This is a genomic window from Paenibacillus sp. ALJ109b (assembly GCF_010747435.1).
GTDB lineage: Bacteria > Bacillota > Bacilli > Paenibacillales > Paenibacillaceae > Paenibacillus > Paenibacillus taichungensis.
Genome location: NZ_JAAIFP010000035.1, coordinates 89,352 through 116,032 on the forward strand (window position 1 = coordinate 89,352; position 26,681 = coordinate 116,032).

Here is a 26,681-nt window from a genome sequence, read left to right on the forward strand (position 1 = left end):
TGACAGGGTTGTACGGAGGGAGTATATGAATAACTTGAATATCGATAACATTCAGAAGCATTACGGCATTGTGTTACCGCACGAATATTTGGAGTTTCAACGGGAGGCCGACGGTCAAGCATTTGATATGATTGAAAATGGAGAGGTTGTCGATTGGGAAATTCGTTTCTCTGCTCTCGATAATCAGTTCATTGCAAATAACATCAATCTGGTAGATGATGTGAATCCCGATCCACGCCGGATTATTCCGTTTGCTTGGAGTGTCAGCAGCGGCAACAACTATTTATTGGATTACCGAAAGAGTTCAGAATCTCCTGCCGTACTGGTTATGGATCATGAAGAGGCGATGGTGCGCGAAGATGCTGAGAGTGAATCAGAAACACCGGAGGAAGCCCAGCAACTGCTGGAGGAAAATGTACGAGAGATCGCTGTCAATTTCAATGCATTCATAGCTTGTTTAAAAAACCAGACCGAGTGATCCAGTTGAGTGATTCACCGTTTGAATATCCTCGTGAACGATAAAAGGCTCGCGCTATGCGCGGGCCTTTTACTCAAACGAATACTTAAGTGCTTTTTAGAACGATGTAGCTCACTTTCTAACTTGCTACCTATCCAGTCTCAGTCATCGTAACCGTAGAAGTTGATCGTGCAGCTTTGTTATGCCAGACCACGATCACAAGCGAGGCCAGACAGACCAAGAGCAGACATCCATATACATAATGATAGGCTTCCTCTATCGGAACGCCCGGAATGCCGTGAAGCAGCAGACCGCAGACAGCCACGGATACCGAGCCGCCAAAAAATTGGATCAACTGTAACAAGCCCATACCGGAACCGATCTGCGCTTTGGGAAGCATCCGAGATGCTTCATTATTCAGCGAAGCTATCGAGGCGGAGAGTGCCGGGGAGAAAAAGAGATATCCGCCGGTGATGATTAGGGCCGACTGATTCAGACCCAGCATAAACAGAGCAAGTACTGCGGCTAGCAATATGTGCCCGATCATCAGAAAACGCATATTGCCATAACGGTCGATCCAGCGACCTACGAAGCGGGTACAGAATGCCGAGACGATGGCTCCAGGAGCAATCAGCAGACCAATAGCCAGCGACGAACGGCCAAACAGATCAGCGAGCACTAGCGGCATCAAGAACAGATTGCCTAGATTTACGACCAGAACACAGAAACCGATGATCAGTAGCCGGGTAAACCCGGGTGTTCGGAATACATGTGGATTCACAAAAGGGAGGCTCGCCCTGCGAATATACACGATGTGCACAACAAGTGAAATGACACCGATGGCCAGCCATAACCAAGACTGCTGAGTGATGGCAACCAGAAGAGTGGTCGCATTAATCACGGTTAATATTGCACCGATCATATCAAAAGGATTCTCCGGTTTGGCCGTTTCACGCGGGAGAAAATAGAGCAGTACGGGCAGTGCAAGCAGGACAAGCACCGTAATAGCGAAAAGTCCATTCCAGCCCCAGTACTCACTAATGACTCCGCCGACAATGGGGCCAAGTCCAAACGCCATGGCACTGCCTGATGAGATCAGTGCGATAGCGGCTCCGCGTCGCTCCACTGGGATATAGCGGCTCGCGATGACAAGCCCAAGTCCGGCCATGACCCCTGCACCCGCAGATTGCAAAATGCGTGTCAGCAAAAGGATCGCAAAGCTGTGCGCAAATAATCCGAGTAATGAAGATAAGCCTAAGATCAGCAAGCCCACCGTCAGCAGTTTGCGTACCGGAATACGGTCAGACAATCGACTGTAAATCACCGTGGACAAGGCATAACCAATCGAGTAGCTTGAAATGACCCAGGAACCCAGGTCCGATGTAATCTGAAGATCATGAATAATAACGGGCAAAGAGACGTTAAACATGGTGGTGTTCATCACAACGATGAACAGGCAACAAGTCCAGAGAGGCATTACAATTTTATCTTTCACGTAACCATTCCTGTCTATGAATTCAATAAACCATTTTACGCTCAATCTTCTTATATGGCAATAATGTCATAAATACAGTGGGGTGAAAAAATTAGACTCCATTTTCCTTGTCCAGGATCGTCAAGGTTGTATAGGATGTTATAAAAAAAATAGGCGCCCTAAATTTAAAGGGCGCCTATTATTGTTAGGCTGCGCTGGTTTGTGTGCCACGATTGCGAATCCACTTGATGACATCCATCAGAATGACCGCGGCGAGAGCAAGTCCCCCTGCGATGAGAAACTCATTCCAGCCAAAGGCTGCCGGGATGGCGAAGATACTGCGAACCCCTGGAATCAGCGTGATTCCATACAGGCAGAGACAAACCAGGATGGAGCCGAGGACATATTTGTTAGTGGTGAAGCCGACCTGGAAAATCGTCTGTGTGTTGGAGCGCGCTGCAAAAGTTTGCAGACTCCGTGCCAGAATTAGGGTTGTAAAGGCCATTGCCACACTCATTTCCTCCGAGATCCCAAGTCCAATATATTGGGACACGATGACAGCCACCCCGATCAGAACACCACGTGTAATGACAGCCTGCAACGTTCCGCCAGCAAAGATGCCTTCGTTGATATCCCGCGGTTTCCGCCGCATGACATCCGGTTCAGCTTTTTCCGTACCCAGTGCAATGGCAGGCAGGGAATCATTCACCAGATTGATGAAGAGCAGCTGGAGGGCCGTGAAGGGGTTCACCCAACCGACCACTAGTGCAAACAAAATAGCGATAATCGCCCCCAGGTTTCCTGCAAACAGGTACGCAATGGCTTTTTTGATATTATCGAACACCATCCGCCCGACACTGACTGCATTCACGATGGAGACAAAGTTATCATCCGTCAAAATCATGGCTGCCGCGTCTTTCGCGACATCCGTCCCGCTGCCCATCGCTACACCGATGTCGGCCTGTTTCAGTGCAGGTGCGTCGTTGACGCCATCTCCGGTCATCGCTGCAATCTTGCCTTTGCGCTGCCACGCACGCACGATGCGGATTTTATTTTCAGGAGATACACGTGCATACACGGAGATATGTTCGAGCTGCTGATCGAGTTCTTCATCCGACAGTTTGTCCAGCTCTGCTCCGGTAAGGGCCAGATCATCCGGGCCTGCAAGTCCGATATCAATACCGATCGCTTGGGCTGTTGTTTTGTGGTCGCCAGTGATCATGATCGTGCGAATGCCCGCCTTCTTGGATTCTTCGATGGAACCATATACCGCTTCACGCGGTGGATCAATCATGGCTGTCAGACCAACAAGTGTTAGATCATGTTCGTCCTCTACCGTGACCTGATTTTTGTCATCAAACTTTTTGTAGGCGTAGGCCAGCACACGGAAGGCCCGTTTGGAGAAAGCTTCATTTTTTTCTTCAAACTGCGTGCGAATCTCAGGTGTCAATGGCTGAACTTCACCGTTCATAAACACATGACTACAGCGACTGAACAGCACATCCGGGCCACCTTTGGTCAGCAAAGCCGTCTGTCCTTCAAATGTGTGCACAGTACTCATCAATTTCCGATCCGAGTCAAAAGGAAGCTCGGCTTCACGCGGAAACTGGTCACGAATTTCATTGTAATCCTTGTTCACCCGGTTACTGAAGGCGATGAGCGCTACCTCGGTGGGATCACCAAGTTCCTTGCCTTCCTGGTTAATATTCGAATCATTGCAGAGTACTGCAATATGTAACAAACGGCGTTCCTCTGCAGACCACTGTTTGGGATCATCGGGGAATTGGTCTTTCGTGCCATGGGGTATGTAATAGTCCACCACGGTCATTTTGTTTTGAGTAAGCGTTCCTGTTTTGTCAGTACAGATAATACTTGCAGAACCCAAGGCTTCCACGGCAGGTAGACGTCTGATGATGGCGTGCTGCTTGGCCATTTTATTCGTTCCCAGAGACAATACGATCGTTACAATGGAGGAAAGGGCTTCAGGAATGGCGGCGACTGCTACGGCAACTGCGAACATTAGGGCATTGACAATGGAGGGTCCGATATTTTCCGTTCCTTCAGTTAGCCAGACACGTCCTGCTTCGATGGCGAAAATAAGAATCGACAAGCCTAGGATAAAGAAGCCAAGCTTCTTACTAAAGGATTCCAATTTGCGTTGCAACGGAGTTTCCTTCGCTTCTGCATTTTCAATTAATTCGGCAATCTTGCCGATTTCCGTTTTCAGCGCTGTACCCGTAATGACGAGCGTACCCCGACCATACACCACCAGTGATCCACTGAATGCCATATTGCGACGGTCACCGATTGGAGCTTCTTCCGGGATGGCATCTGCGTGTTTCTCCGCTGCTTCGGATTCTCCTGTCAGCATGCCTTCGTTGATGCGCAAGCTGCCTGATTCCAAAATACGGCCGTCTGCCGGAACATAATCCCCTGCATCCAGCAAGACAATATCGCCGGGAACAAGTTCCCGCGCGGGAATCGTTTTTTTCTGCCCGTCACGAATGACTTTGGCTTCGGGAGCAGACATTTGCCGGAGTGCGTCCAGAGAACTTTCGGCCTTTTTGGTCTGCACAACGCTGATTACCGCATTTAACAGAATGACCAGAAAAATGATTAGCGATTCGATCAGGTGTCCAAGGACGATCTGAACAGCTGCTGCGATCAGCAGCACGATAACCATGGGATCTTTAAAATTTTCAATAAATAACTTCCAGATGGGGGTTGCAGCTTTTCCTTTTATCTCGTTATAGCCTTCCGTCTCTAGTCTCTTCGCAGCCTCGGAGGTTGTGAGTCCATCCGTGGAACTCTGAACGTCCTGAAGTGTCTCCTCTGCACTGTGTCTGTAATGTTGCAAATGACCAGCTCCTTGGATCATAGATTTCAATGTGCTTCACTTGTATTACCCTTACGAGCAAAATATAGAATCGTTCCATTTCATTATTTTTTATGTACACAGTATTTTTCATAAGGAGTCCAGATATGCCTGTTTTTAATTTTTTTATTTTCAGTGATGCACATACAAGACATGCATCACTGAATTGTTGAACGGAATAACGTCGGTGCATCTAAAATTAGATTAATCGGTATCCGGGAGGAAGCTCACCGGTTCTTCTAATTTGGCGAATCTGTGCTAGTGTTAACCGCTGATTGGAAGCGATGAGAGATTCCACATCACCTCTGCGCAAGAAGTCATCCAGTTCGCGAATGATTCGATTGCCCCGCAATACAACGAAATTGTCACGAAAACGTGAACGATCAAATAACACGAGTGTGGCGTTTGGATTTGTTGAGAAAAATTTCAAACTTTCGATCCCTGTCAGAACGGCGTCAATATCGGCAATTCCGAGGTTGCCACGATACACTCTTCGAAGACCTCTGAAATTCTCTTCACTGTACACGGTTAATCGAGGGTGAATTTGTGAGATAGAAACTTGTTTGACCATATAATGATTCCTCCTCTGATTTCACACAAACTGTCTATGACAGAATGCGCTATTCGACAGGATATGCTGAGGATCAAGTGATGGCTTGGATGATAGTCTTGGAAGATAAATTAGAAGGTTAATATAGTTGTGAAGCTCATAAACAGATTATCTAAAAGATACCAGGCCGGCCCTGAAGAAATATTCATTTGAAAGGCAACATAGACATAACGCTATGCTCAGGTTGTCCAAAGTTGCGATGAGTGATGACGAGTACGGCTATCTGAAACATTAGATGTCAGTGGTGAGTACGGGGGAAATGATTCATAAAACAAGTTGAACGGGAGCCTACATAGTAAGTAGCTCTTTGCTTGAATTAGGTCATTATACCTTGCGCAAAAATCATGAAATATAAGGTGAATTAGTTTTTTTATCCTATTGAAGTTTTTTCATGGAAATGTGTATATAGATAGGGGCACATCATAAAACTCGGGATTACCGCAGCATAAGGAGAAGGTACATATGAATGACAGTAGCATCGAACAACTCATGAATCTCGCAGGGGGACAGGAAAATATTCGTCTTGTGCAGCATGACGAGAATACCACTACGCTGACATTGCGTAACCGTACAGGTGTAAATTTGTCCCTGCCTGTTGTATCAAATCTTGGCGCCGATATTCGTATAACAGGTGATCAATGCTACATAACACTTGAGGACGAATTTTCCCAACTATACCATACGCTACTGGCCATGGGAGTAGGGAAAGAAGAAGGCGACACACTGCCAGAAACAAGGCGTACAAGTAAAAAATCATTATTATATTTTATTTCTGATGTATTCATGCCTCTGATGCCCGCCATCCTGGGAGCTGCAGTGCTCAAGATTGTGCTAGCTATCATTACGTTATTTAACGTTTACAGTTCTACAGATTTCTCTTCGTTGATGGACAGTCAGACATTCCTGATATTTAAATCTATTGGAGATAGTGTGTATTATCTGTTGCCAATCCTGGTAGCCATCAGTACAGCCTATCGGTTAAAAAGCAATGTTTATGTTGCCGTAGCGATTGGCGGACTAATGTTCTACCCACAAATGACCGCTTTACTGTCAGGTGAAGAAGATGTTCATTTTATGGGAGTACCCATTGTGTCACAAGCGATCTTTTTTTCAGCTTCAATATGGGTGATTTTGACGATATGTGCGGCGTCCTATCTGGAAAGAGTCGTTGAGCGAATAAGCCCAAGAGCCTTCAAAGGAATTCTTGCTCCATTGTTGACGTTTCTGATTCTCGTTCCACTGGTTCTAATGATACTTGGTCCAATTGGTGCTTGGATTGATCAGCAGTTACCGGATGTGGTGGATTCATTACTGAATGATGCCCCGATTGTAGCAATTATGCTGCTGGGAGCAGTTTATTCCCTAATGATGATCGCTGGATTACATTACTGGCTTTTACCTATGATAATCAATGAATTGATGGTGAATGGTTTCTCCCTCATTATCCCTGTCATGTTGGTTGCCTTCGTTGCACAAGCAGGAGCTTCACTCGCTACTGGGCTAAGAAGCAAACAGCGGGAATTCAGGAAGCTGGCTTTCTGGGCAACAGGAACTGCTTTATTAGGTACTCCAGAGCCTGCGATGTATGCGGTCAATATGAGAAAGAGGGCCTCTTTTTATTCAGCATTGCTGGGTGGTGCTGCAGGAGGACTGTATTTCGGGCTGATGTCCGTCAAAGCAGTTGCATTGGGTGGGTCCGGAAGTCTACTGGAAATTCCGCTATTTATGGAAGCAGGGAGCCTGAATCTGTTACATGCCTGCGTTGGTTTGATTATTTCCTTCTGTGTGTCAGGTGTGCTCACCTATTGGATGATAGGAAAGGAACGGAAACACGTATAAATTAAAAAAAGCCCGTACCTGATGGTGCGGGTTTTCGTGTATTGTAGAGTTAATAACACGACAGCCACAGAAAGGATAACAAAAATGCCCAACAACATAGAGTAGATGGCTCAATGGAAGTCAACTAACCAATACGTTACCCTTGTGGTTCCTGATGTAATTCGATATATGTCATAAGTTCCTTCACGCCTGCAAATTGCAGGGACAGTTGGCTGTTAAGCTTTTGCAGGGCCAGCTGGAAGGCTTTATTAATCTGTGTATAATCCTGCGTGCCGACAGTGTTCAGAAGCTCTTTCATATGTTCAATGTAGTAGACAGATTTTCTTAAACTGCTAATGACCAATATCTTTCTTAATTCGGATCGGGTATACATACGATAACCGTTGTTAGGGTCTCTTTCCGAGAAAATTAAGCCTTCGGTTTCCCAATGCCTGATAGCAGAAGTGTTGACCCCGGCTGCTTCAGCGACTTTTCCAATCGTCATCGCCTCTGTCGTTCCAACCTTTCGCTCGTTAGCAAAATCCACCTGTTGCACCATCTTCCATATGTCTTCCATTCGTTGCTTCTCCAGTTGGCTGTTATACAACTGCTGGTTCACGAGCCAAAGTGCGTCGTTGGTTTCCCCACGTTTAACTTTCCTCAAGACTTCATATACAGCCGGAATCTCATAACCCTTTAATAACGAACGAATCGCGATGAATGCTTGGAAGTGAATGGACGTGTAGTACCTGTGATTGCTTGGGGTCCGTGGAACATGGGGAATCAAGCCTTCCTTTTCATAACGTCTCAGCGTGGTTGTGCTAATAGCCAGTTCAGTTGCAATCTGTCCAGGTGTATATGTAAAGTTCATTTGCTTCTACTCCTCATGCTTCAAGTAAAACCTTCAAGTGCTACACTAACATATAACGCGCCAAAGTTCATATTTGATCCGCATTTTATAATAAAAACCGGAATATTGCATCAATGTTATAGACTGAATGTATAAACAGCAAAGGAGTAGTATTAAAAAGAAAATAATTAAAATGCAAAAAAACTGAAATGGTGGGGAGTTGGACACTGAACTGAAGAAGGATGTGATGTGAATTAATCGTTTTAATAGACAACTTATCTCATAATAGGCGCTATAACTTTCTGAATTATAGTTAATTGTCTATGCCCCCCGTGATCATTACACATAGTATGAGGAGAAATATCACGGAGGTGAGTTAATTGATAAATCGTCATGGGAAACGTATTTGTAGACGTAAATTCAAAAAACATTTGCATTGTGGAGTTAAGGGTAAGATTTTTTTAAGGGTTAAACCTAAAATTGTTGTTAATGCACCGCAAGGCTCTCCAGGGATTCCTGGCCCACTTGGACCGATAGGTCCCAAAGGGGCGACTGGTGCTCAGGGGATACCGGGACCAGCGGGATTGCAGGGGGTTCCTGGTATACAAGGACCAGCGGGTCCGGCTGGCGCGATCGGAGCAGTTGGCCCTGCTGGTCCTGCTGGCCCAGTTGGCCCAGTGGGCCCTGTCGGCCCTGCCGGCCCCGTAGGTGCAGTAGGTGCAGTAGGTGCAACTGGCCCTGCTGGAGCCACGGGCCCAGCCGGTCCAGCCGGGGCTGGAATATCCGATTTCTTGAGTGTTTTTCGAGCAGATCCCGGTACAGGTACTGACACCGTTCCAGGAAACTCACCAATCACTTTAACCGGAGTTTTGGCTAATGTAGGCGGAGCATTCACCTTCGTGCCGCCATCTTCGACGATAACAATTAATGAAACAGGAAGTTACTTTATCTCCTTCACCATTCATAATCAGGGTAATGCGGATTTCAACCTTACGGTTAATGGAACACCCATAACACCAGTACCTTTTACGGGTAATGGAGGAGGGCCCATATCTGCTGAAGTTATTATTACGGTCACAACAGTTCCGACGACGATCCAACTGGTAAATGCGAATGCAACTCCTGCACAGTTGCATAACAATCTAAATACCACTTTGACAATTCTGAAATTGACTCCTTAATTCCGATTCTCAATATAGTTTATGTGAGCATAAAAATAAAAGTTTATGTCTTTTATCCAGTCAATAAGTCTATTTATTCTAAAAGATAGTCTGAATTATCGGGGACTGGAGAGCGGCGGGACGATGAAGCTAAGAGACATCGCCGCTGCTCTCTTTCGTTTCCGAAGCCGAGCCGCCAAAGTCTGGTAAGAGGTTCACGGTGCTGGTATCTACCGAAGGGATGAAGGTCACTGAGATTACGCCCTACGTCACGTAAAAGCTGGACAAGATACTTAAGCACGAGGAAGCTGTTGCTATAAGATGAAGAGTCTAATAAAACGATATTATGAATGTTTTACTCGCCAAAGGAGTGGTGCAATTGAAGAAAATGATTAAAATGAAAAACGGTTCAGAGCTGGAAGTGGGATTAACCGGAAATCCAGATCGCAAAGTCATTATGCTGCCCATCGCTAAAAAGTCCGTAACCGGACAAGAAGCCGAAACCCTAAAATTATGGGGTGTTGATCCTGAATTGGGTGCAAAGTTTATCGCTGGACTTTCGGATGAATTTCAGATTCTGCATTTTGATTATGAAGGCCACTATATGGCGCATCCCTATCCGGAACATTTTACGTCTGAGTATATAACCCAGGATTTATTAAGGATTGCGGATCAAATGAATGTGAAGCGGTTCAGTTATTATGGATACTCCTGGCTGGCGCTTGTCGGGTTGCAGGTCGCCATTCGAACCAATAGACTCGAAAGTCTCATCATGGGAGGATTTCCGCCATACAAAGGACCGTATGAGGAAATGCGAGTAGTTACCGCTAGGACATATGAAGCAGCATTGAAGCAGCATGGGAAATTGGAACATGAACCAGAAGGACAAGCATCGATGAATTCGGAGCAGATGTGCCCGGAAGAAGTGGATTGGGACAACATTCAGATCCAAATTGATCCGGCTCAAACAAAACAATTTGTGACCATGTACCAAAGTTTATTGGATTTTGATGACCAACTCATTCAAGATCAGCTGAGTATCCCGAGATTAACTTTTGCAGGTGAGAAAGATACAATTGTATATGGTGAAAAGTTTGGGAATGTGACGGTGGATATCGCCGGACGGTTGCAAAAGAATAAAAAAATTCTTGAAAACTTCGGCTGGACCGTCGAAATAATCAAGGGAGCGGATATGGATCACACCAAAGCCATGCAGCCCAGTACCGTTCTCCCTAGTATCCTTCCCTGGTTAAAAGCTCATTTAAGCTGAGGAGCGGCAGAAACAATGTTGGATTACTGCGTTACATCGTCCAAGGCTCTTTGTTTGCGCTGTTGATAATCCAAGATGGATTCATATAACAATTGCTCGTTGAAATCCGGCCACATCACATCCGTAAACCAGAGCTCGGAATAAGCGGCTTGCCATAATAGAAAATTGCTTAACCGTTTCTCCCCACTTGTTCGGATCAGCAGATCGGGGGCAGGATTGAGTCCGGTATACAAAAACTTTTCGAATTCCGCCTCGGAGATTTCCGAGGTTTCTTTGTTTTCTTCGTTGTTTTCTATAATGTACGTTTTGATGGCTTGCACAATATCGTTTTTACCTCCATAATTCATCGCAAAATACACAGCCATCCCGCTGTTCGTTTGGGTTAGTTCCACCACTTTGCGCATCGCTTCCTGTGTTTCGTCTGGGAATTTCGAGATATCACCAATAAAATTAACTTTGATATTATTCTGATTCAGTTCCTGAACAGTTGTATCCTGTACAAATTCGACCACCAGACTAATGATGTAGTCGACCTCTTCCTTGGGCCTTTTCCAGTTTTCTGTAGAGAAGGCATACAGAGTAAGAGAAGCAATCCCGTTTTTGTGGCACATGCTTATCGTTTCCCGCATCGTCTGCATTCCTGCATAGTGTCCGGCACTTCGAGGTAATCCTTTTCGCGTAGCCCATCTTCCATTTCCATCCATCATGATTGCAATATGTTTGGGGATGAATCCGTTCCAGTCGATGGAATGGATGGTATTAGGTTTTTCTTTATGTACACGGTGCCACTTCAATTGAAATTCCTCCTGCTCAAGCTAGAATGAGTTAGACACGTATAATGGATTCATATGTTCAAAATGTTTTTCAGAATTTACGCCCTGACAGAAGAGCAACGGGTGATGCGATTACTTGTACAAATAAGACATACAAATATGTGAATAAATGGTGAATTACATACGCTCTCAGTCCATGATGATTCGTTCTCCATTATAATAAACTAAAACGGACGAGGAGATGAACTCCAGATGAAAAAACAAATGTGGATCATTGCCAGCTTAGTGGTTGTAATTGTGTTGGGGGCCTTCCTTATTGCAAACAATGTGGGGACAGAAGAAGCAGATAACGCAGAAGCGCCCAATATCAAGAAATTAGTAGAAGATATCAGTACAGGCAAGGAGACACCTGAATCGGCCTCCATTAATGCCACCCAGTTAATCGTCACGGACAAAGGTAACCAAACGACAACCTACGACTTGCCTGAAAAGGAGTTTTTCCTTTCCATTGCACCCTATGTGGAACAGACACATCCCTGTGCAATTCATAGTCTGACCGGATGTCAGGGTGAAATGAAAAATAAGAAGTTCATTGTGACGATCCATGACTCCGAAGGGAATACGCTCATGAAGGATGCCGAGATGAAGGCAGGCTCCAACGGTTTTATGGATTTTTGGTTAGCCAGAGATAAGTCATACCTCATTCGTGTGGTGCATGATGGAAAGGTTGCTGAGACACAGCTATCTACCTATGAAGAAGATAATACGTGTATCACAACGATGCAGTTGAGTTAAATCGTCGTACAGAGAAGGGTGCTTGATCGTCTATTCTACGGTTTGACAAACGGTATAAATTCATTTACGATTCAGATACATTTAAATGAATGTATGTGGGGAGTTCATATGGCGAGAAACAAATATCCGGAAATTACAAGAAGGCGCATTATGGAATCGGCTGTGAGATTGTTTACCCTTAACGGGTACAACAATGTATCCATTCAGGATATTGTGAATGATGTAGGAGACATTACTCGAGGTGCATTCTATCATCATTTCAAAACACTCGCAGACGTGATCCAGGAGGTCACCAAAGAAACCATGGCCGAAAAAAGTGTATTTCACAAAGCTATTGATCTGGCCAGCTTAAATGCACTTGAACGTCTAAGACGGGGCGTATCCTTTTCCATTTTGCAAAGTATCAAGGAAGGTGACCTGTCGAATGTTTCGTCCAACATGCATTCAGCTGAATTTGTATTTAGCCGGATTACAGAAGGGGCAAGAGTGGTAGCTCCTGGCATCAAAAGAATCATTGAGGATGGAAACCGGGACGGTTCCATGCAAGTAGCCTACCCCAAGCAAGCAGCGGAAACCTTTACGATGCTGTTTGACATCTGGATGAATCCAGGCATATTCGAAGTCAGTCGAGAGGAATTTTTGCAGAAGATAGAGCATATCCGTTTGCTGTTTGAAGGTGTAGGCATAGCACTTGTGAATGAGGAACTGAAAGGCGTATTTATTCAATTGTTTGATGCGGTAGAAAAATAGGCTACATGTTGTAGCTTATTATTTTGCTTATATACATTCATTTGAATGTATAATTGCTTAAGGAGATTACGATATGAAATTAACCGAGATACTATTTGTAGCTGTACTTATTCTATCGAGCCTTTTATTTACGTTTAGACAACGAGGTGTAACAAGAAACAACGTCATCATTCTGGGTGTAGACTACCTTGCTTTATTGACAACCCTGATTGCAGTGGGGGCCAACTGGCGCATGATTCCGGCGTATATGATGTTGATCGCTGTTACAATACAGGTATTTATTAAGCACAAAGCCATAGAGGTATCCCGCAAAAAAGCGATGAAGCTGCTAAAGGGAACGGGTATTATCCTTGCCACCATTCTGATGTTTGCTTTACCGATGCTCTTTCCAATTCTGACTTTTGCTGCACCTACAGGACCTTATGCAGTGGGAACGCAGTCTTTTCATCTGACAGATACAAGTCGAAAAGAGCTGGTTGTTCCCAACCACCAGGTGCACCGGGAATTGATGGTACAGGTCTATTATCCGGCGGAAAAGAATACAGGTGAACCGGCTCCATATCATGCAGATATAAAAGCGCTGAGTAAGCAATTATCGGTAACTCAAGGATTTCCGTATATTGCAACCACACATCTTGGGGTGACCCAAACCCATTCATTTACCCAAGCAGTGCCTGTGCAAACGGACAGTAAGTTCCCCATACTGCTGTTCGCACAGGGAATGAGTCTATATGGACAACAAAATACATTCCAATTGGAGGAGCTGGCCAGTCACGGCTATGTTATCGTGGCGCTCAACTTTACGGGTGATGCCGCAACAACTGTTTTCCCTGATGGAGATCAGGTGGATTTTACACCCATTGAGAACACAATTACCTTCTTAAATGAACGTATTCATATTTGGGAACAGGATGTATCCTTTGTTCTGGATGAAGTGATCGGCGGCGATTTTGACGAAGCATTCAAGCCCATTGCAGCGATGATCAACCCGGATCAGATTGGCATGCTGGGTCACTCCTTTGGTGGTGCAACATCGGCCCAAATGCTGGTTAAGGATGAAAGGATCAAGGCAGCGATCGATATGGACGGTGGATTATACGGTGATCCCATGCCGATAGATGGTCCTGGAAAGGCGTTTCTGCTCTTGAATTCCGAGGCTTCCATCCGATTCATGGAAGAGGCCAATAAGGGAGAGCCCGGGAATAGGGATGAGCTTTTTGCCGAGGCTTATCTTCGCAATCAAACGATTCAGAAACCGGGTGCATATACGGCCACCATTCCTAAAACCAATCACGGGAGCTATACCGATCTGGCTGGCGTATCTCCAATCATTAATGAGGCAGGAGCCGATGTATCAGCCAATTTTCAGCTTATTAATGAGTTGTCGCTGAGCTTCTTTGATCAGCATCTCAAAGGAATAACCGACCATACTCTGGATGAAATTCGGATAGCGCATCCTGAAATTAACTTAATCAAGTATTAGATTAATAACAGTTATGAGAGCCCGTCATAAATGCGGGTTCTTCCATTTTTCCTGTTCATGCGATAACAGGGGATATTTTTCAAATGAAAATAATAGCTCTTTTGAATTGACAAAATCGCAATTCTACAGGATAATCCATTAGTGATAATGATAATTGTTATCATATTAATACATATAAATAGGGGAGACAAGAAATATGAAAAAAGGATTAAAAGGACTTTTGATCATGCTGGCGTTTGTGCTGGTCCTGGCAGGATGCGGTAAAGCCAATACTACTACAGATGCAAGTAAGGATGCTGATTCAGGAAGTACTCCGGCAGAAGAGACAGCAGGTCCTGTGACGGTGAAGCATAAACGCGGAGAGCTGACGCTGGATAAGCCAGCAGAGCGTGTGGTTACGTTGGAATGGACATACACCGAAGATGTGGTTGCACTGGGCGTTCAACCAGTAGGTAATGCAGATAACGCCAATTACAAAGTCTATGTATCATCCGAAGCAGGACTGGATGACAGTGTGACGGATATTGGAACTCGGAGTGAGCCGAATCTGGAAGCTATCGCTGCATTGAAGCCAGATCTCATCATTGCCAATGCAGACAATAATACTGCGGTGTACGATCAGCTTAATGCAATTGCACCAACGATTGAATACGACCCGTATGATGGCGATGGCTATAATTATGACAAAATGACAGAGATCTTTAATAACATCGCAACTGCTCTGGGCAAAGAGGACAAAGCAAAGCAAGTACTGGATGAACTGGATCAGCATTATGCAGAAGCCAAAGAAAAATTGGCTGCTGCGGGTAAAGATAATTTCCACTTTGCTCTGACACAGGCATTCACGTATCAAAATGCGGCCAGTCTGCGCATGTTTACCGATAACTCGGTTGTGATTGGCACGTTGAACAAAATTGGTTTGGTTAACGATTGGCAGCCAGAAAAATTAGAAGGTTATGGTTTCTCTACAGTGGGGATTGAATCTTTATCTGATGTGCAGGATAGTAACTTCATTTATATTACACAGCCAGACGATGATGTTTTTGGCACAGCAATGAAAGATAACTCGGTGTGGAACGGACTCAACTTTGTCAAGGAAAAACGCACATATCAACTGGATAGCACGACATGGACATTTGGTGGACCCATTTCCTCCAAAGCATTGGTTGATGGCGTTGTTGAGGCGATTACCAAATGAGTTCGGTTCAGGCAACTAGGCCAGCAATGAACTGGCGTACAATAAGCATATATGGGGGCGGTCTAACCGCTCTCATCGTGCTTTTTTTTGTAAGCCTTTGTTATGGTGAGGCAGCCATTTCATTACACACCGTTTGGGACGCACTTACTGGCAGACAGAATACTTTAGAGCATAATATGATTTGGGATTTACGTATGCCACGTACGGTTATTGGTATTATTGCAGGAGGTGCTCTGGCTGTAGCGGGAGCGCTGTTACAGACGATTACTCGAAATCCGCTTGCTGCGTCAGACACGCTGGGCATTAATGCAGGAGCGTACTTTATCGTGGTGCTGGGAACTATTCTCTTTCCAGGCTTGCTAAGTCAGTCGCCATTTTTGTTTGCAGTTCTTGGCGGTTTGCTTGCAGCATTCGCAGCTTATTTCATGGGCGGCGGACGAACATCCAGCCCTGTTCGACTTGCGTTGTCGGGTATGATTGTATCGATGGTACTTGGTTCATTTACAAGTGCACTGCATATTTTTTTCTCTATGGAGACGCAGGGACTGTTTCTTTGGGGCTCAGGAACACTTGTTCAGAATGACTGGAGTGGTGTTGCTTATGCTTGGCCCTGGGTGGTGGGCATTACCATTCTTGCGCTAATTTTGTCCAGACAGTGGGATATGCTGGAACTGGATGAATCAACGGCATCCTCATTGGGACAAAAGGTTGGACTCGCTCGTGCTGGCGGTTTGATTATTGCGGTATTGCTGGCTGCGGTGATTGTCAGTGTAATCGGGCCGATTGGCTTCGTGGGACTCGTGGCACCACATTTGGTTCGATTGAGTGGAGTACGCTCCAATCGATTGCTGCTGCCTGGTGTTTTTATATGGGGAGCGGCTCTCTTGGTTGGTGCGGACGTACTCGCCAAGATGGTGCATAACTCCAGCATGGAGCTGCCGACAGGGGCTGTAATGGCAATTATTGGTGCACCGTGGCTGATCTGGCTTGTACTCACACGTATGAAGGCAGCGAACGGGTCGGGCATGTCCACTTCGATGAGTACAGGAGCACCTTCACGTCGCTTTGCATTCGGTCCGATGGCCGTATTATTTTCGGTCATCACTGTATTGCTGATCTTGCTCAGTACCATGTTTGGCGGTATGCGAATTCCGCTGGCCGATCTATTACCGAGTCTATTCCAATCAGATGGACTATTCTCCGCGTTAATTCAACTTCGAATTCCGCGTACGCTAGTTGCTGCAGGTGCGGGGGCTGCACTGGCAATCAGTGGTGTGCTCATTCAGATGGCGGTACGTAATCCGCTGGCGGATGCCTCAATTGTTGGTGTATCCTCTGGTGCTGGGCTTGGAGCAATGATGGTCATCATTTTGTTCCCGGGTCTACCAATTTATTTGCTGCCCATAGCAGCAATCATCGGTGCAGCCATCGCCGCAGTAGTTGTTTTCTCCCTCTCTTGGAAGAAAGGGCTGAACCCGTCTGCGGTTGTGTTGCTGGGAATTGCGATGTCTGCCATTGCAGGAGCAGGAATTCAGATTCTGATTGTCCGTGGTGCGGTATACGGTAGTAGTGGATACATCTGGCTAACAGGAAGTACCTATGCTCGGACCTGGGATCAGGTTAAAATTATCGGCCTGTTTTTAATTATTCTGGTTCCGGTGGCTTGGTGGTTGGCTCGCAGATTTGAATTGTTGGTCTTCGACGACAATAGCGCATCAGGACTTGGACTGAGTGTGCGTCGTACACGATTACTAGCGATGACGACAGGGGTGTTACTGGCAGCAGGGGCTGTTGCCTGTGTAGGGACTGTCGGCTTTATCGGTCTTATTGCACCCCATATGGTTCGCCTGCTCACGGGACACAAATTAAGACGATCGATGTTTTTATCTGCATTGGCGGGGGCTGTCATGCTGGTGCTGGCCGATACGATCGGGAGAACGGTCATGGCGCCAACAGAGATTCCATCAGGAATACTCATTGCAATCATTGGTACACCGTATTTCCTGTATCTGATGTATCGTTCCAACTGGCGCAAGTCAATATAATGATTTTAAATTCAGGAAGCCTGCCATCGAGCAGGCTTTTTATTACCCGTTTGTCCCGTATTTCTGATTTAGAAAGGTATCCCTTTTATTTACCCTGGCTGAAAGTAAAAAATCCCCTTGGTCCACAGTGTATGGAGATCACGTTAACCAACGTGAGACTCATACTCGCTGTGTAGGACTTGGGGGATAACTCTAACAAGTAACGCTGAACTCTTATCGTGGTATAACGGAGTTGTTTTTTAAAATTCCACAGTTATCTACCGATTGGATCGCTTGCTGCAACGTCTCTTTATCCTGAACCAAAGCGAATCTCACATATCCTTCACCCGAAGGTCCGAAGGCACTCCCAGGCGTTACGATTACACCCGCTTGTGTAACCAGATCCATGGCAAACTGTTCTGAGGTATCGTAGTGGTCTGGAATCCGACTCCAGATGAACATGCTGGCTTCGGGTTTGGCAATATGCCAACCGAGGTTGCTGAATCCTTCGCAAAGAATATCTCTGCGCTCCTCGTAGATATTTCTGACCCGCTCAACTTCACTCTGATCCCCTGTGATTGCAGCAATGGCTGCCTTCTGAATCGGAAGAAACATGCCGTAATCCATGTTGGATTTCAGCTTTTTAAGCACAGATACCACATCCGGGTTTCCCACACAAAAGCCGATTCGTGCCCCAGCCAATCCATAGGTTTTGGATAACGAGTTGAATTCAATGCCGACATCCATCGCCCCGGGACAAGCAAGGAAACTACCGCACGTTTTCCCATCGAACACTAGCTCGCTGTATGCATTGTCATGAAGAACGATAATGTCATATTTCTTGGCAAAATCAATTAGATCCAGATAGAACTGATCGGGTGCCATTGCTGTCGTCGGATTGTTGGGATAGGATACAAGCATGAATTTCGCTTTGCGCGCAACATCTTCAGGAATGTCCTGAAGTTGAATAACATATCCATGTTCTTCTTTTTGGGGCATATAATACAGTTTGGCTCCTGCAAGTAGAGGTCCATCAGCAAAGACTGGATAACAAGGATCGGGTACAAGGACCAGATCTCCTTCATCAACGATCGCCAAAGAGATGTGGGCGAGACCTTCCTGTGATCCAAGCAAGGAGCAAATTTGGGTTTTCGGGTTCAGTTCAACATGGTAACGGCGCTTGTACCATTCACTGACTGCTTGCAGCAATTCGCTCTGATCATTTACAGCATATGTATAGTTTGAAGCATCTGCTGCTGCCGCGCATAAAGCCGTCATGATATGTTGGGCAGGGGGAATATTCGGTGTGCCTACACTTAAATCGATGACAGGTTCTCCATTCTCCAGTCGTTTCCTCTTGATTTCCAGCAAACGTGTGAATATCCCCTCACTGAAATGTTCCATACGTTTAGCAAACTTCATGATGATTATCCTCCATCCTGATCTCCCCTTGGGGAATAACACTTGGAGGTATTATAGCAGAGTTTTCAGGTGATAAGTAACCACGAAATGAGCTTTAAAGCTTCTAACAGGTATTAGATAATTCCGATCGCAGCTAGACCAATCAGAATCAAACCGAACCCTGCGACGCGATTCGCCCGTATTGATGTTCTGCGAGCTTTATCTTCGTAGCCTGGTTTAAAGCCGTGTTTGTAGATGAAGCTGTTTTCTATCCGCTTTTCTTTTTTGGAAGTAGCAATCATCATTACACCCGCAGCAATGGCAATAAGTCCTGTTCCAGGACCTATTAATGAACTATTCATCAGATTTCACCCCTCTTTCAAATAGATATCTCTTTATATCGGATAAATGTTCTTTAGATGTAACATTATGGATTTTAAAAGATTATCTCTTTCCCATTTTCATGAATACACCAGTTGTTACCGAGTACAGAGTGCAGAATACAGTATTGCAATCGAATATCCGACTTCTCAATGTACTCTTCTTGATTTACAATTAAAGGAAAGCTAGACATGGATAAGTATCAGAGAATTGGAGGGTGACCAATAATGAACGAACCGTGGGCCGCTTCGATGAGTGGAGTTCCCTGGAACGAGGATAAAATGGACAAGGCTATCGTACAACTGCGGAACAGGGCTACAATTAGCTTTGTAGTTGGGCTGGACGAGATGCATGATCTGCGAACATTGGATGAACATGTGTTTGCCAAACGACCCGATTTGATTTTAAATGTGTCCAATACAGATGTGAAGGGGCGGTATTCAGAAGAGTTTCTGGAGGCACTTGCTGGTTTAAAACATGTCACTGCTTTGCAGCTGGATCTCAAGCAACCACAAGATTTAAGTATATTGAGTGCGCTGCAAAAGATGGAGTTTCTGAACATTCGCTCACCCAAAAAGCAAAACCTGGACTTCATCCGAAATTACAAATACTTGAATTACCTTGCACTTAGCGGGAAATTTCCCGATCTCTCGCCGATTGAGGACTGCATTCGGTTGAGTACCCTCGTCCTGAACTGTGACATTGATCAGCTTGATTTTGTTGTAGACTTACCATTTATCGAGTATTTGGCTCTCGATCACGGTACATTGGCTGGTTCACTCGAAGTACTGGCTGAATCGAATATCCGTATGCTGAGATTATCGTCCGTAAAGAATCTAACCGAGATCGATGCAGTGGGGGCATTACATCATCTGGTCTATCTGCATCTGTCATTGCCCAAAATCGAGCGGTTGTGCGACTTCTCGCACATGAAGAATCTGCGTCAGCTTGAATTGGATTTCATGAAGTCTCTGCAAGAGATTGAGAACCTGTGGACTGCGGATCAATTGGAGGTGCTGGAACTGAAAGAGATCCATAAGGGGATCAAGGCTGAGGCATTCGAACGTTTGACCGAAATGCAAAGTTTGCGACAGGTGGATTTTCGTTTTATTGATCATAGTAAAGGTCGGATTGCCGGTATGAGCAAACAAATGATTGAAGCGGGAAAAGGGCATCTGCTTTATGAACATATCCCTGAAGAACAGCGAATTCCTTCGATGGCTCTTGTGCACCTGTCCAAAATTCTAATGTAGATCATACACAAATGCCCGCCTCCGAAGCGGGCGTTTGTGTATTACAATCTTCGGTCCTTACCCGCTCATGCCTGGCTAACCATGGCTGGAGGAGATGAATGGCTCATCACCCGCATGACGCTTGCGGTATTCTCCGGGGGTCAGCCCGTACCGACGCTTGAACATACGGATGAACGAGTTCACATTTTGATAGCCGACCTGTGTCGCAATGTCCTGGATCCGAAGATCTACATTCATAAGCAGTTCTTTGGCCCGCTCAACCCGCAGATTGTTCAGATATTCGCTGAAGTTGATGTTAGTCTTTTCCTTGAAAATACTGGAGAGGTACCCCGATGTTAAATTCAACTTGTCGGCGACAATATTCAAATTAATATCTTCCCCATAATGATGATCCAGGTAATCCAGCACAAAGCTGATAACCGGATCACGCGTTTCCAACTGGCTGCGTACTGCCGCAAGTACCGGTTGAGCCAGCGCCTGAAGCCATTCCCTGTATTGCTGCATGGAATGGAATCCAGCAAATGCCTCTCCCGGAGGAGAAGAGCGAAGCTCGGATTCGATGTTCGTCAAATTCAGCTTCATCACCGTCTTGCTGATCTGTTCGACTGCACCGATGGCAAAGGTGCGGAAGTCTTCTGCGGCCGCATCCTTGTGCTGCAGTTGCTCCAGCTGGCGATCCAGCCAAGCGAATACGGCCTCTTCATTGCCGGATTGCAGCAGGTTGTGCAGTTCCTCCCCATAGGTGACCTTCACATGGAAGGCATTTGACGAAGAAGCGCGCGGCTCCACAATAACTTGTGTCTCACCATTCAACCTGCGCTCTTTCAACAGCATGGACAGATTGCTGTACGCATCGGTAAATGGAATTTCTCCGGAATACACCGGACTTACCGCGATGGTCAGATAAAGGGTTTCCTCGACAGCCAGCAACTCCTTCAGTGTATCGAGCGCTTGAAGAATACCACTCTGTGGACCTGGATCGAACAGCAGCAGGAGCAGTTGGTCCTGCTCGGGCTGAATGGCAACGCTATTGGTTTTGCTGCTAGTGAACAGGCTCTGAATTAGCTTCCATAATAACAGGGTATGCTGCCCGAATTCATCCGGCTGGGATTTGAAGCCCACCTTGAACAGAATGGAAACATAAGGCTGCTCGGAATGCTGGGCATCCTCAAGCTCCGCCAGATAGGAGCTGAGCGGTATATTTTTTACCTTATGGATATAAGCGTACTGGCGTACGAGAGAGTTCTTCTGCGCAAGGTCGCTTTGAATGTAACGGTTATTCTCCAGAATAGAGCTCAGGCGGTCGCCGATCAAGGCGAATTCTTTTACACTGCTCCATTTGTCTGGTCCGCTGTCCGGATTTCGGTCCAGAGCGGCAATAAGGCGCTGGAGCGGCTGGTTTAATCTTATGCTGAAAAACAGGGAGGAGATCACGCTAATCAGCACAGCAGCGCCAAGCAGGAAAGCCAGCAGCAGCTGCATGCCCCGCATTTCCGCGGCGATTACTGCGGCCTGGGTGACCCGGACATAGGTAAATCCGGTTTGCATACCTTTTTCATAGAAGTAATACTGATCCCCAATACGTTCATGTTTGCTTCCGTCTGCAGGTAGCTGCGGATTCTGCAGTTCCTCCTCCATCGTGGTAAAAAGCAGGCGCCCCTCGTTGTCCAGAATGTAGAACGGATTATTAGCGGCATCGCCATATGTGTCCTGCATACGTTGTGGATCCAGCATAATAATGCCGTACACATCTTCGTAGGGAATGGCTTTCATCATGACCGGCATCAGTTGACCGAGAGAGCGGGATGAGTGAAGGGTATTTTCCGTAAAAGCTGCGGCAGGCATTACTTTCAGGAACTGGTTGTTCATCGTTTGAGTTTTCCAATAGTCCGGAGGATATTCTTTACTATAATAATATTTACCGAACATATCGCTGGCACTGCTAAGACCTTCCTTCTCCAGTACATAGTCTTCTTGCTTGAAATAGAGAATGAAATTGTCGATATGCAGAAAAGGATTAGCGTACAGCGTGGAGAGGTCCGACTTCACCTCAGCGGGAATATCGTAACGGCGGTTCTCCTTAATGTGGCTCATAATGCCCAGATTGGCTGTCCAGGTATCCGATTGGGTGAGGGCCAGAATCATGTTCTGGGTCAGACGGAAATGATTCTCATACCCTTCAACAGTCTGCGCAAGGCCTAGTTCATTTTGTCTGACCATCTCCTGATAGACCTTGTTGCTTAAGTACAGATGGGAGAACAGATTAAATGAAGCCAAAATCAGGATGACACTGAGGAAGCTCAGCATTAGCTTGACAAACAGTCCATTCAGCGCAAATTTGCTTGTAAGCAGTCCCTTCATTATGACATTCCCCCTTGAGTAAAGCCCCGGATCGAGTAGTTAATCCTATCATAGCGGCATAAAGCTGACACAAACAATATACACTTTTACTGAATTATACGCGGATATCTGGAAAAAAGGAGTAAAGGCGAAAAGTTATATAACATGTAGATAGCGCTTTCTAAAGAAATATAGCTATAATTCGAATACGAACCCCGGAATTCCAGGGTAAGTTAGCTGACATACAAGTCGAATTAACTCATCTAAGCAAGAGGGGGCATGCCGATGGCTGATGCTAGCGTAATGCAAAGCAAACCGCAAAAAGAAGCGCACCGGCCGCCTCGGCGGAAGTCGCGTTTGATCAGAACCTGGAACAGGAACAAGGCGCTATGGCTGCTATTCCTGCCATGCCTCCTGTATTATTTGATCTTCCGCTATGCGCCGATGTTTGGTCTGGTCATCACGTTCAAGGATTACAATCTGTTTAAAGGAATTTGGGCGAGTGATTGGGTGGGATTCAAATATTACCGGATGTTTCTGGAGAATCCCGATTTTTGGCCGCTGATGAAGAATACGTTTCTGCTGGGACTGTATAAGCTGGTGTTCGGCTTTCCAGCCCCAATCTTGCTGGCCATTCTGCTGAATGAGGTGCGAAGGGCAGCATTCAAGCGTTTTGTACAGACGGTCAGCTATCTGCCGCATTTCATCTCGAATGTAATCGTGGCGAGTATGGTGATTATGTTTCTATCCCCAACGGGAGGGCTAATTAACAATTTGCTGGCAGGCATCGGCATTGGACCGATTAATTTCATGAATGAGCCCGGGCTGTTCCGGGGCATCTACGTCCTGTCAGAAATTTGGCAGCACATCGGCTGGGAGACCATTATTTATCTGGCTGCGCTGACGGCGATCGACCCGCAGTTGTATGAAGCCGCGGATATGGACGGAGCAAGCCGATTGCGCAAAATCTGGCATGTTACACTGCCCGGCATATCTCCCGCGATCGTCATTACATTGATTCTAAATATCGGCAAAGTGCTGGAGATCGGCTTCGAGAAAGTCTTCCTGATGCAGAATCCGGCGATCTACGATACAGCGGATATTATCAGCACGTATGTTTACAGGGTGGGTATGGTACAGGGGAATTTCAGCTATGGTGCGTCCATTGATTTGTTCATGGGTGTCATCAGTCTGATTTTCATCTATACGGCCAACTGGCTTAGCCGCCGATTAAGTGAGACCAGTCTATGGTAGAAAGAGGTGTGGCGTGAACTCACTCCGATTTTCCTGGTTTAACGTTGTGGCATCGCTGATTCTGCTGTTCGTTGTGGTGGTCACACTCTATCCGTTCCTTCATATGCTGGCGGTTTCCCTCAGCAGCAACGTAAACGTCATCCAAAACAATATTTCCTTCTGGCCCAAGGGTTTTAATCTGAGCATGTACAAATTGGTGCTGGGCGATCCGCAAATCTGGACGGCTTACCGAAATACGATCATTTACACCATGCTTGGCACACTAATCTCGCTGGTGGTCACCTCCACCGGAGCTTACGCATTGTCCAGAAAAGACATGGCACTGCGTAATAGCTTCACCGTCTTGATTGTAATTACGATGTTTTTCAGCGGCGGGATGATTCCAACCTTCCTGGTGGTCCGTTCCCTGAATCTGGTGGACACCGTGTGGGGTATGGTTCTTCCGGGGGCAGTCAGCACCTGGAACCTCATTCTGATGCGCACATTCTTCTCAGGCATCCCCAAAGAGCTGGAGGAATCGGGCCGGATGGACGGTTTGAACGATATTGGAATCTTCATACGTATTATTGTACCGCTGTCCAAGGCATCCTTTGCGACGATTGCCCTGTTCTATGCTGTGGGTATGTGGAACAATTTTATCTTTCCGCTGCTCTATCTACGGTCTCCCGATTTGTTTCCGCTCCAAGTGCTGCTGCGTAATCTAGTGTTGGCCGGCAGCGCAAGCTCAGGCGACGTAACATCCATTGGGGGAGATAACCTGGTGGTGGAGGAATCGCTCAAGTATGCGACCATCATGGTCTCAACCCTGCCAATTCTGGTCATCTATCCGTTTGTACAGAAGTATTTCGTCAAGGGAGCCATGGTTGGTGCGGTCAAAGGTTAAAGTAAGGCAAGAAATGCACCGCGAATTCAGATTAAGGGAGAGAAGCTTATGGGCAAATGGAAATCGGTAATACTTCCCCTGCTGATTGCAGTAACGATGGTGGCAGGGTGCAGTGGTGGCAATGGTTCCGACCCGCAAACAGATACCAAGGGGAACAGTACTGGAATAACCGATAACTCAACCGGGGCGGGAAAGACCTTCACGGCCCTGCTGGACAACAATGCCACGTTCCCCTATTCCAAGAGTTGGCCCATCTGGGGCTGGTTGAAGGAAAAGACCGGTGTCACGCTGGAAGTTCAGACACCTTCCGGCAAGCTGGATGAGAGCCTGAACCTTGCAATTGCCTCCAAAGCGCTGCCTGATCTGATGTATATGCCTAATCGCAAGGATTCGAACAAGTTTGGTCAACAGGGCGCGCTGGTGGACCTGATGGAGTATATGGACAATATGCCGAACCTGAAGGCATGGATGAAGCAGTATCCCGAGGAAGCGAAGGCTGCCCTGTCCGCCGACGGCAAAATGTATATGTTCCCGAATCAGGGCTTCGGCGAGACGAATCGTATGATCTGGATGTACCGCAAGGATGTTTTTGACAAGGAAGGCATTCAGGTTCCAACAACCTATGAAGAGTTGCATGCGGCGCTGAAGACGCTGAAGGAGAAATACCCGGACAGTTACCCTCTCTCCATCCGTTACGGTCAGATCCCGGATGAGATGAATGCCAATATGACGGTGAACTACGGAACGGGTGAGGGTGCCTACTATGATTTTGACCAGAAGGAATGGCGTTATGGACCGACTGAAGACAACTACAAGGCCATGGTAGGGATGTGGAAAAGTTTTTATGATGAAGGGTTGGTCCCACCCGATTTCTTATCATTGCAAACCAAGCAGTGGCAGGATATGGTCTCGACCGGAAAATCATTTGTAACCATTGATTATATCAGTCGGATTGATTTTTTCAATAATGCCATGCAGCAGGAGAATCCAGAGTTCAACATGCAGTTTCTGGCCCCTCCGGCAGGCATTTCAGGGGGCACACAGCTGAATCCGTATTTTCATTATATGGAAGGCGGATTGACGGTGGCCTCGACCTCCAAGAACATTGATGATGTGATGAAGTACATGGACTTTTTCTATTCTGAGGAAGGACGTACGCTGAGCAGCTGGGGTGTAGAGGGAGAGACCTTTATAAAGGAAGGCGATACGATCAAGTTCAAGCCCGAGTATAGCGATGTCATTGAAATGCGCAAGCAGACAGGGCTTCAGACCAGCGGGACCTATACATGGATTGATTTCAACGCGCACTTGTCACTGTTCTCGGACGATTTGAAGCATGCCTATGAAGAAGCGGTCAAATATGATCCTCCCGCAATGCAGCCAAGACCTGCTTTTACAGAAGTGGAAAATGAGGTCATATCCATTACCGGTCAGGCGATCAAGAAGCACCGTGACGAGAGCTTTGCCAAATTTGTAACGGGTTCCCGGAGTCTGGCGGATTGGGAGAAGTATGTAGAGGAAATCAACAATCTTGGGGTAGATAAGCTGCTGAACACCTATAAGGAAGCGTATGACCGTGTTCAGAATGTTCAGCTGAGCGCGAAATGAGCGAATGTACGGCACAGGAATCCT

At 46.2% G+C, this 26,681-nt stretch carries 21 protein-coding genes; 13 read left to right on the forward strand and 8 right to left on the reverse strand.

Translation table 11 applies throughout. The features are described 5' to 3' along the window. Nucleotides 1-25 precede the first annotated feature (25 nt). Nucleotides 26-478, forward strand: a complete 453-nt coding sequence (locus G3352_RS28385; RefSeq protein WP_163761413.1) for an SMI1/KNR4 family protein — start codon at nt 26-28, stop codon at nt 476-478. Between the two features lie 130 nt (nt 479-608). Here G3352_RS28385 and G3352_RS28390 read toward each other — a convergent pair whose 3' ends face one another. The 3 genes from G3352_RS28390 to G3352_RS28400 form a co-directional block, all read right to left on the reverse strand. Next, the gene (locus G3352_RS28390) at nt 609-1,934 is read right to left on the reverse strand and encodes an MFS transporter (RefSeq protein WP_205525108.1); all 1,326 of its coding nucleotides are present in this window, start codon (nt 1,932-1,934) and stop codon (nt 609-611) included. Nucleotides 1,935-2,136: 202 nt separating this feature from the next. Next, the gene (locus G3352_RS28395; RefSeq protein WP_163761415.1) at nt 2,137-4,788 is read right to left on the reverse strand and encodes a cation-translocating P-type ATPase; all 2,652 of its coding nucleotides are present in this window, start codon (nt 4,786-4,788) and stop codon (nt 2,137-2,139) included. Between the two features lie 217 nt (nt 4,789-5,005). Beyond that, complete coding sequence (locus tag G3352_RS28400) at nt 5,006-5,377, reverse strand: hypothetical protein (RefSeq protein WP_163761416.1); 372 nt, start codon at nt 5,375-5,377, stop codon at nt 5,006-5,008. Between the two features lie 501 nt (nt 5,378-5,878). Between G3352_RS28400 and G3352_RS28405 the strand changes: the two genes are divergently transcribed. Beyond that, a complete protein-coding gene (locus G3352_RS28405) occupies nt 5,879-7,255 on the forward strand; it encodes a PTS sugar transporter subunit IIC (RefSeq protein ID WP_163761417.1) in 1,377 nt (458 codons plus the stop codon). A 136-nt stretch (nt 7,256-7,391) separates the two neighbouring features. On the opposite strand, the gene G3352_RS28410 is transcribed toward G3352_RS28405, so the two are convergent. Continuing rightward, the gene (locus G3352_RS28410) at nt 7,392-8,105 is read right to left on the reverse strand and encodes a MerR family transcriptional regulator (RefSeq protein WP_163761418.1); all 714 of its coding nucleotides are present in this window, start codon (nt 8,103-8,105) and stop codon (nt 7,392-7,394) included. Nucleotides 8,106-8,464: 359 nt separating this feature from the next. Here G3352_RS28410 and G3352_RS28415 point away from each other — a divergent pair, with 359 nt between their 5' ends. Next, nucleotides 8,465-9,265: a collagen-like domain-containing protein gene (locus tag G3352_RS28415; protein WP_163761419.1), complete on the forward strand. Its 801-nt coding sequence runs from the start codon at nt 8,465-8,467 to the stop codon at nt 9,263-9,265. Nucleotides 9,266-9,632: 367 nt separating this feature from the next. Continuing rightward, nucleotides 9,633-10,514: an alpha/beta fold hydrolase gene (locus G3352_RS28420; RefSeq protein ID WP_449007373.1), complete on the forward strand. Its 882-nt coding sequence runs from the start codon at nt 9,633-9,635 to the stop codon at nt 10,512-10,514. A 23-nt stretch (nt 10,515-10,537) separates the two neighbouring features. On the opposite strand, the gene G3352_RS28425 is transcribed toward G3352_RS28420, so the two are convergent. Then, nucleotides 10,538-11,308: an isoprenyl transferase gene (locus G3352_RS28425; protein ID WP_163761421.1), complete on the reverse strand. Its 771-nt coding sequence runs from the start codon at nt 11,306-11,308 to the stop codon at nt 10,538-10,540. A gap of 231 nt (nt 11,309-11,539) precedes the next feature. Between G3352_RS28425 and G3352_RS28430 the strand changes: the two genes are divergently transcribed. The 5 genes from G3352_RS28430 to G3352_RS28450 all read left to right on the forward strand — a co-directional run bounded on the left by G3352_RS28430 (nt 11,540) and on the right by G3352_RS28450 (nt 17,558). Beyond that, nucleotides 11,540-12,082: a CueP family metal-binding protein gene (locus G3352_RS28430; protein WP_163761422.1), complete on the forward strand. Its 543-nt coding sequence runs from the start codon at nt 11,540-11,542 to the stop codon at nt 12,080-12,082. Between the two features lie 108 nt (nt 12,083-12,190). Further along, complete coding sequence (locus G3352_RS28435) at nt 12,191-12,832, forward strand: TetR/AcrR family transcriptional regulator (RefSeq protein ID WP_163761423.1); 642 nt, start codon at nt 12,191-12,193, stop codon at nt 12,830-12,832. A 73-nt stretch (nt 12,833-12,905) separates the two neighbouring features. Beyond that, the gene (locus G3352_RS28440; protein ID WP_163761424.1) at nt 12,906-14,315 is read left to right on the forward strand and encodes an alpha/beta hydrolase family protein; all 1,410 of its coding nucleotides are present in this window, start codon (nt 12,906-12,908) and stop codon (nt 14,313-14,315) included. Nucleotides 14,316-14,511: 196 nt separating this feature from the next. After that, nucleotides 14,512-15,513: an ABC transporter substrate-binding protein gene (locus G3352_RS28445; protein ID WP_163761425.1), complete on the forward strand. Its 1,002-nt coding sequence runs from the start codon at nt 14,512-14,514 to the stop codon at nt 15,511-15,513. Next, nucleotides 15,510-17,558: an iron ABC transporter permease gene (locus tag G3352_RS28450; RefSeq protein WP_163761426.1), complete on the forward strand. Its 2,049-nt coding sequence runs from the start codon at nt 15,510-15,512 to the stop codon at nt 17,556-17,558. Before G3352_RS28445 ends, G3352_RS28450 begins: the two co-directional genes overlap by 4 nt. Before the next feature lie 213 nt (nt 17,559-17,771). Here the strand turns inward: G3352_RS28450 and G3352_RS28455 are convergent, their stop codons facing one another. Continuing rightward, on the reverse strand, nt 17,772-18,959 hold the full coding sequence (locus tag G3352_RS28455; RefSeq protein WP_163761427.1) for an aminotransferase class I/II-fold pyridoxal phosphate-dependent enzyme: 1,188 nt from the start codon (nt 18,957-18,959) through the stop codon (nt 17,772-17,774). 113 nt (nt 18,960-19,072) lie between these two features. Then, nucleotides 19,073-19,300, reverse strand: coding sequence for a hypothetical protein (locus tag G3352_RS28460; RefSeq protein ID WP_163761428.1), 228 nt, complete (start codon nt 19,298-19,300; stop codon nt 19,073-19,075). Between the two features lie 246 nt (nt 19,301-19,546). Between G3352_RS28460 and G3352_RS28465 the strand changes: the two genes are divergently transcribed. Next, nucleotides 19,547-20,572, forward strand: coding sequence for a leucine-rich repeat domain-containing protein (locus G3352_RS28465; protein WP_163761429.1), 1,026 nt, complete (start codon nt 19,547-19,549; stop codon nt 20,570-20,572). A 75-nt stretch (nt 20,573-20,647) separates the two neighbouring features. Here the strand turns inward: G3352_RS28465 and G3352_RS28470 are convergent, their stop codons facing one another. After that, a complete protein-coding gene (locus G3352_RS28470; RefSeq protein WP_163761430.1) occupies nt 20,648-22,933 on the reverse strand; it encodes a helix-turn-helix domain-containing protein in 2,286 nt (761 codons plus the stop codon). Nucleotides 22,934-23,197: 264 nt separating this feature from the next. Between G3352_RS28470 and G3352_RS28475 the strand changes: the two genes are divergently transcribed. From G3352_RS28475 to G3352_RS28485, 3 genes are read left to right on the forward strand one after another with little or no spacing between them, the layout of a single operon-like run. Beyond that, complete coding sequence (locus G3352_RS28475) at nt 23,198-24,166, forward strand: ABC transporter permease (RefSeq protein WP_079696277.1); 969 nt, start codon at nt 23,198-23,200, stop codon at nt 24,164-24,166. 13 nt (nt 24,167-24,179) lie between these two features. Continuing rightward, nucleotides 24,180-25,049, forward strand: coding sequence for a carbohydrate ABC transporter permease (locus G3352_RS28480; protein ID WP_345940822.1), 870 nt, complete (start codon nt 24,180-24,182; stop codon nt 25,047-25,049). 48 nt (nt 25,050-25,097) lie between these two features. Next, nucleotides 25,098-26,657 carry an extracellular solute-binding protein gene (locus G3352_RS28485; protein WP_163761431.1) on the forward strand — a complete coding sequence of 520 codons (1,560 nt, stop codon included), beginning with the start codon at nt 25,098-25,100 and terminating at the stop codon, nt 26,655-26,657. The last annotated feature ends 24 nt before the right edge of the window (nt 26,658-26,681 follow it).